This is a genomic window from Novosphingobium indicum (genome assembly GCF_014645195.1).
Taxonomy (GTDB): domain Bacteria; phylum Pseudomonadota; class Alphaproteobacteria; order Sphingomonadales; family Sphingomonadaceae; genus Novosphingobium; species Novosphingobium indicum.
The window spans coordinates 76,693-83,708 of sequence record NZ_BMLK01000020.1 but is presented as its reverse complement, the minus strand read 5'-3'; the positions used below and the strand labels follow the sequence as shown (position 1 = coordinate 83,708).

Annotated in this window: 7 protein-coding genes; 4 read left to right on the top strand and 3 right to left on the bottom strand. The window is 63.7% G+C overall.

Annotation, left to right across the window (positions count from 1 at the left end; all coding sequences use genetic code 11):
• Positions 1–85: 85 nt before the first annotated feature.
• Positions 86–1,966, bottom strand: coding sequence for a phosphomethylpyrimidine synthase ThiC (gene thiC / locus IEX64_RS18525; RefSeq protein ID WP_188821997.1), 1,881 nt, complete (start codon positions 1,964–1,966; stop codon positions 86–88).
• Positions 1,967–2,180: 214 nt separating this feature from the next.
• Here thiC and IEX64_RS18520 point away from each other — a divergent pair, with 214 nt between their 5' ends.
• Together IEX64_RS18520 and IEX64_RS18515 are read left to right on the top strand one after the other, a co-directional pair.
• A complete protein-coding gene (locus IEX64_RS18520) occupies positions 2,181–2,789 on the top strand; it encodes an SOS response-associated peptidase family protein (RefSeq protein ID WP_188821995.1) in 609 nt (202 codons plus the stop codon).
• Positions 2,790–2,890: 101 nt separating this feature from the next.
• Positions 2,891–3,199, top strand: a complete 309-nt coding sequence (locus tag IEX64_RS18515; protein WP_229710563.1) for an alkylphosphonate utilization protein — start codon at positions 2,891–2,893, stop codon at positions 3,197–3,199.
• A gap of 56 nt (positions 3,200–3,255) precedes the next feature.
• On the opposite strand, the gene IEX64_RS18510 is transcribed toward IEX64_RS18515, so the two are convergent.
• Positions 3,256–3,654: a hypothetical protein gene (locus tag IEX64_RS18510; RefSeq protein ID WP_188821993.1), complete on the bottom strand. Its 399-nt coding sequence runs from the start codon at positions 3,652–3,654 to the stop codon at positions 3,256–3,258.
• Positions 3,655–3,965: 311 nt separating this feature from the next.
• Between IEX64_RS18510 and IEX64_RS18505 the strand changes: the two genes are divergently transcribed.
• A complete protein-coding gene (locus IEX64_RS18505; protein WP_229710565.1) occupies positions 3,966–5,444 on the top strand; it encodes a YadA-like family protein in 1,479 nt (492 codons plus the stop codon).
• 100 nt (positions 5,445–5,544) lie between these two features.
• A complete protein-coding gene (locus IEX64_RS18500) occupies positions 5,545–6,144 on the top strand; it encodes a uracil-DNA glycosylase family protein (protein WP_188821988.1) in 600 nt (199 codons plus the stop codon).
• On the opposite strand, the gene IEX64_RS18495 is transcribed toward IEX64_RS18500, so the two are convergent.
• Positions 6,132–6,983 (bottom strand): MipA/OmpV family protein, encoded by an 852-nt coding sequence (locus tag IEX64_RS18495; protein ID WP_188821986.1) that lies wholly within the window; start codon positions 6,981–6,983, stop codon positions 6,132–6,134. The two genes, IEX64_RS18500 and IEX64_RS18495, sit on opposite strands and share 13 nt — an antisense overlap.
• Between the last annotated feature and the right edge of the window lie 33 nt (positions 6,984–7,016).

Below are 7,016 nucleotides of genomic sequence, written 5' to 3'. Positions count from 1 at the left end.
GATCGCGCCCCTCCAATGAATCATCATACCCGCCAAAACGCTACCGGTTTTTGCGGGTCTCCAGCTCGGGGAGGAATAGTCGTGCTTACTCGGCCGGGTCGGTGGTTTCCTCGGCCGGCAGGTAGAGTTCGTTGCCCTTGTCTTTGTAGACCTTGGACATCTCTTCCATGCCTGCTTCTGCCTCTGCGGCGGCGAGGAAGCCGGTGCTCGGCTGGTTCTGCTTGGCGGCGAAGTCGCGCACTTCCTGGCTGATCTTCATCGAGCAGAACTTGGGGCCGCACATCGAGCAGAAGTGCGCGGTCTTCGCGCCTTCGGCGGGCAGCGTCTGATCGTGGTACTGCTCTGCCGTGTCCGGATCGAGCGACAGGTTGAACTGGTCGCGCCAGCGGAATTCGAAGCGGGCCTTGCTCAGCGCATCGTCGCGCACCTGCGCGGCGGGGTGGCCCTTGGCGAGGTCCGCCGCGTGGGCGGCCAGCTTGTACGTCACCACGCCGACCTTCACGTCGTCGCGGTCGGGCAGGCCGAGGTGTTCCTTGGGCGTGACGTAGCAGAGCATCGCCGTGCCGTACCAGCCGATCTGCGCGGCGCCGATGCCGCTGGTGATGTGGTCATAGCCCGGCGCGATGTCTGTGGTGAGCGGCCCGAGCGTGTAGAACGGGGCTTCGCCGCAGCTTTGCAGCTGCTTTTCCATGTTCTCCTTGATCTTGTGCATCGGCACGTGGCCGGGGCCCTCGATCATCACCTGGACATCCTGTTCCCAGGCCTTCTTGGTCAGTTCGCCCAGCGTATAGAGCTCGGCGAACTGCGCCTCGTCGTTGGCGTCGTAGATCGAGCCGGGGCGCAGGCCGTCACCCAGCGAGTAGGCGATGTCATAGGCCTTCATGATCTCGGTGATGTCGTCGAAGTGCTCGTAGAGGAAGCTCTCCTTGTGGTGCGCGAGGCACCACTTGGCCATGATCGAGCCGCCGCGGCTGACGATGCCGGTCATGCGCTTGGCGGCGAGCGGCACGTAGGGCAGGCGCACGCCGGCGTGGATGGTGAAGTAGTCCACGCCCTGTTCGGCCTGTTCGATCAGGGTGTCGCGGAAGATCTCCCAGGTCAGGTCCTCGGCAATGCCGCCGACCTTTTCCAGCGCCTGATAGATCGGCACGGTGCCGATCGGCACGGGGCTGTTGCGGATGATCCATTCGCGCGTGTCGTGGATGTTGCGCCCGGTGGAGAGGTCCATCACCGTGTCCGCGCCCCAGCGGATCGACCAGACCATCTTGTCGACTTCGGCAGCGACGTCGGAGGCGACGGCGGAGTTGCCGATGTTGGCGTTCACCTTCACGAGGAAGTTGCGGCCGATCGCCATCGGCTCGCTTTCTGGGTGGTTGACGTTGCTGGGGATGATCGCGCGGCCGCGGGCGACTTCATCGCGCACGAACTCGGGCGTCACGTAGTCGGGGATCGACGCGCCGAAGCTCTCGCCCGAGCGGTTGTACTCGGCAAGGCGCGCACGGCCCAGGTTCTCACGCTCGGCGACGTATTCCATCTCCGGCGTGATGATGCCCTGCCTGGCGTAGTGCATCTGCGAGAGGTTCTTGCCCGCCTTGGCACGCAGCGGCCGGCGCAGTGCGGTGGGGAACGGAGGCACGCCGCCCGAACGGTCCGGGCCGAGCTGGCCGTTGTCTTCCGGCTTCACTTCGCGCGGATCGTACTCTTCCACGTCGCCGCGGGCGAGCTGCCATTCGCGGCGCAAGGGCTGCAGGCCGGCCTGGATGTCGATCACCGCGTCGGGATCGGTGTAGGGGCCGGAGGTGTCGTAGACGCGCACCGGCGGCTCGCCGCTCGAAGGCTCCAGATAAATCTCGCGCATCGCCACCTTCACGGCAGGATTCGCCTGCGCCGGGACGTAGATCTTCTTCGATCCGCGGATGGGTCCGGTTGTAACGCCGATTTCCAGCTTGCTGTTGATGTCGGCCATATGCGCTTCTCTCCAGTGGGCGGATCGTGCGCGGATATACCGGTGACGGCAATCCACTCCCTCCGCCCGTGCTAACGGGTTCAGGTTCGACGGGTCTTGTGGAGCATACCCACAACTCTCAGCCGATGGCCGATTACCGACCTGCTGGCTCCCCGGGGAAGACGCATTGATAGACGTCTGCGGGCATGGCGTCTAGGGGCCGGAAGCGATGCCGATGCTCTATCGCCTGGATGCTGCCGCTGCTGCGGTGGGCCGTGCCTTCGGCGCGCACGTGGGGGACGATCCCTGGGCCGGCGGACACGTGGCACCGGGCCAGTTCGCCCCGGTGATCACCGCCGGGCGCGAGTTCATCGCCGGGCCGCGACCGGCTGGGCGCACGCTGGAAACGCGGATGATCCCGCGGCTGTGGGGCGTGCCGCCGCCGCCCTCGGTGCCCGATGCGCGGCCGGTACTGACCGTGCGCAACCTTGCGAGCCCCTTCTGGATCGGCACCTTGCGCAACAGCGAGTTCCGCTGCCTGATCCCGGCGACCGCCTTCATGGAATGGGGCAAGCGCCGCCAGTGCTGGTTCGCCTGCGCCGACCAGCCGGTCTTCGCGATGGCGGCGGTGTGGAAGGACAGCGAAGTTCCCGGCTTCGCCCTGCTCGCCTGCGAGGCCAATGCCGCGCTGCGGGCCGAGGGGCGCGAGACGATGCCGGTGATCCTGCCGCCCGATGCGGCCGCGCGCGACGTGTGGCTCCATGGCGGTTGGGACCGGGCGCAGGCGCTGGTGCAGCCCTATTCGAGTTCGCTGATGGCGGTGCGGCGGCTGCCGGAGGACTAAGGACTCAGCCCACCCGGAATGCAGATCGCAGATGCAAAATATGCACCAAAGCTGGTCAAACGGGCTCCGCCCTGCCAAAGCGCCCGCGAACAGGAGAGCGCATGATGGCTGACGACGAGGACTACGTGTACGACGAGGAAAGCGGCGAATGGATGCCCGCTTCGCAGCTGGCCGCCAAGCAGGCTGCCGCGAACACCGTGGAAGTGCGCGATTCGGTGGGCAATGTCCTCGCCGACGGCAATTCCGTCACGCTGATCAAGGACCTTACCGTCAAGGGCGCGGGCCAGACGCTCAAGCGCGGCACCGTCATCCCCTCGATCCGGCTGACCGGCGACGAGCAGGAAATCGACTGCAAGTACCCCGGCATCAAGGGCCTGGTCCTGCGCGCGGAGTTCGTGCGCAAGCGCTGATCAACACGATCCGGAACGTTCCGGATTACGCCCGCCGACCGCAATCGAGGGTAAAATCAGAAGTGCAGCATGGCCACTGCGATCAGAGCCAGCCCGATCACCACCGAGGCCCAGCTCCACAGCTTGGACAGCGGGCCGAAGCGGCGCACCCAGAAGGCCATGTAGACGTCCGAAAAGGCGATCACCATCAGCGCCTCGATGCACATCAACCCGCCCACGACGCTCAATACGCTGGAAAGCCAGTCGGGCGAGGCCCAGGGATTGGCAATGTAGATCACCGCGCCCAGAAACAGCTCCAGCAGGCCGGTGGCCAACTGCAAGGCCGGCGACGCAACGATTTCCTGTATCAGCGTATGCCAGTGCCCCGGCTTGCGCAGCTCCCCGATCCCCGCGAAGAACGCAAAGAGCCCCAGAAAAAGCGCGGTCCACGCCGGTGCCAGCGACAGGTCGGGCATATTGATTTACCTCCCAAAACTTCAACCAGATTGTAACATGGCAATTTGGTTGTCCAACTCCATGCGCCCGATCAAATTCGACACCGCGAAAGAGTGCGACCTTGGCTCCTGCGCCAAAGGAAGGTGATCGCTTTCCAGACATGGCAAGTTTCCGATCGTAAGACCATGATCGGAAATGCCACCAAAAAACCACACTCTTTACTTATCAACCAAGAAAAATTGGCCACCAAAACCGGCCATATTGCCAAATCACTAAAGTCCTATAGCGATCGTTCGACCTGCGATTCGCAGGTTTTCTTAGGGTGCCATCAATGAACAACTTGACTTCGCGCGTTTCGCGCATCGCCATCGCTTGCTCTTTTTCCGCAATCGCTCTGTGCGCCCAGCCAGCCGCGGCTCAGATCGTCATCGACGAGCCGCTTGCGAACGGCAGCACTATTCAAATCGTCACTCCGGTGAACGATACCAATTGCGTGTATTCGCCGTGGATGTTCACGGACCCCACAGCTCCATGCGCCTTTGACGGTTCGCGTACTGTCAGCGTGCTGGACTCGTCGCGGACAAACTTCAACGCCAGTGTCGATCGAATCGCCACCTCTTATCATGTCGATTTCGACGGCAGACTGCAGCTTGACGGACGTCCGGTAGTAGTGGCCTTTCCGGCAGAGCAGCCCTTCTGGCTCGACATCACCGAATTCTATCAAAGCTTTACGAATCTGACGCAGGAAATTGATGTAACCGGGAGTTACGACGGCATATTTTCGCAGTTCGTACCGGTGGGGTCGCCGGCCCCCGCACCGGTTAGCGAACCGGCCTATCTCTTTTCCACGTCGAACGTGAACTTCGCTGTCAACAGTATCAATGCAGGTTTTTCAGGTGGGCTGGAAACCGATGACGGCGGCGAATACGAATTTGCCTACGAAACCGAAAATCCCGAGAGCATCATCAACGGCAATTCGGTTGCGCTTACGGGACGCTTTCACGGCACCAGCGGTTCCGGCGCGATCCAGTTTGGGAAAATCGGGGGAACAGCCACGCTGCTGACCACCCCGCAACTGACCGACTATCCGGCCTGGGCCGGAGGGACTAACTACGCGCTCTATTCTCCGTTCGGCCTCGAATACGCGCTGACTACGCAGATCACCACTCAGCTTGATGAAAACGGCCTGATCACGCCTGCCATCATGGTGACCGACGGCATCGAGATGAACGGCTCCAAGGTAACCGGTCTTGCTGCAGGCACCAACGCGACCGATGCTGTCAACAAGGCACAGCTGGACTCCGAGGCTCAGGCGCGCATTGCAGCCGATGTGGGCCTCGCCAACGGCCTCGCCAATGAGGCCGCAACCCGCGCTCAAGCCGATACTCTGCTTAATCAGCGCATCGCCGCAGAGGAAGCCGCTCGTGCGCAGGTGGCCGCAGACCTGCAGAGCGAAGCCAATGCTCGTGCCGCCGCGGACTTGGCCCTCGGCACCCAGATCAATGCTCTGGGTGCCCAGCTCGATACGTTGACCGGGCGCGTCGATACTCTCGAAACCCGGGTGGACAAGCTCGACCGCAAAGTCGCCGCATCCACGGCAATTGCTGTGGCGATGAGCGGCAACAGCTTTCTCCCGAACACGAAGTTCAACCTGACCGCCAACGTCTCCACTTACGATGGCGCGCAGGCCGGCGCGTTCCAAATGGGCGCCATGCTGTCCGACAATGTGGCCGTGAACGCGGGTGTCGCGACCAGCTTCAACAAAGGCGGCAAAACCGCTGGCCGGGTGGGCTTCACCGTAGGCTGGTAATCCTCGCAAGCCTTCGAAAGCAGGGGGCGCGATTGCGCGCGCCCTGCTTTGCTTTAATAGCAGTCTTGCCCCGGCGGATCGGCACCGCCATCTCCAACCCATGCCCGCCACTCTCGACACCCTGCTCGGCGAAATCCGCGCCTGCCGCGTCTGCGCGCAGGACTTTGAGGATCTGGGCCACGAACCCCGCCCCTTCGTCGCCGCATCGCGCGAGGCGTCGGTGCTCATCATCGGGCAGGCGCCGGGCAGCAAGGTGCACGCGAGCGGCATCGGCTGGGACGACGATAGCGGCGACCGGCTGCGCGACTGGCTGGGGATCGACCGCGAGACCTTCTACGACGCCGCGAAAATCGCGCAGATGCCCTCGGGCTTCTGCTATCCGGGCAAGGGCAACGGCGGCGACCTGCCGCCCCGCCGCGAATGCGCGCCGCTCTGGCATGAACGCTTGCTGGCGCAGATGCCCCGGATCGAGCTAACGCTGCTGGTCGGCCAGTATGCGCAGAAGCGCTACCTGCCGCGCGGCTTCGCACGCAACCTCACAGAAACGGTACGCCACTGGCGAGAGGCGCCCGAGGGTCTGTTCCCCCTGCCCCACCCGGCCTGGCGGAGCCGGCTATGGATGCAGAAACACCCCTGGTTCGAAGCCGAAGTCCTGCCCGCGCTGCGCGAGCGCGTGCAGGCGGCAATTCAGAAGGTGTAGGCGGCGCCCACGCCGAGCGTCCACTGATCGGCGCTGCCGCGGAGCGATGTATAGGGCGTGTCCTTGCCCTCGCCGAGCATGCGCGAGTAGTTGCCGATAGCGAAGAGCGCGAGCCCGCCGTCACGCAGATCGCCGGACAGATCCCAGCCAACCAGCATGCCCGCGCTCACCTTGTCCCAGCCGCTTTCGGCCTGATACTGCGGCAAACCGCTGGCCGCGCTCTGTGCCGGGGTAACCGAATAGTAGTAGCGCGCATATTTGTCGTCGACATGCCGGGCGCTTGCCGACAGGGTGACGAGAACCGCCTTGCTCAGCGGGGTGACATAGGAAACCGAAGGTGCCCAGGTCATGCCCTTGTAGGCGCCGTTGATATCCCACTTCACATCCGCCGAGACCGTCAGCGAATCGTAGTCGTTGAGCAGCTTGTAGGCGGTTACGCCGCCGTTGACGCCCAGTTCGATCGCAGTGTCGAGCTTCCCGGCAGCCTTGACCACATCGTCCTTGATCTGCCGATTGCGGTTGAAGGACACGCTGGCCACAGGGCCGAGCGAAAACCCGATCTTGGCATCCCTGTCGTCGGGGATGAAATCGAGCGCCACGCCGCCGCGGCGCGGCGTGATGGCAACGCCTTTCACCTGCCCCTGAACGATCGGGAACGGGGACAGGACATAGTCGTCGGACCCGTCGTAGCTGGCACCGTAGATAGCTCCCACCCCCACGGTGATGCGGTCACCACCGGGCATGCCTTCTGCCGGATCGTCCTGCGCCGCGGCCGGAAACGCTCCGAACAGGGCTGCAGCCGATACGACCAATGGAAGCTGGAAACGGGACTTGAGCATGAATTTTCCTTTTTGCCTGCCTCGCGCAACGCC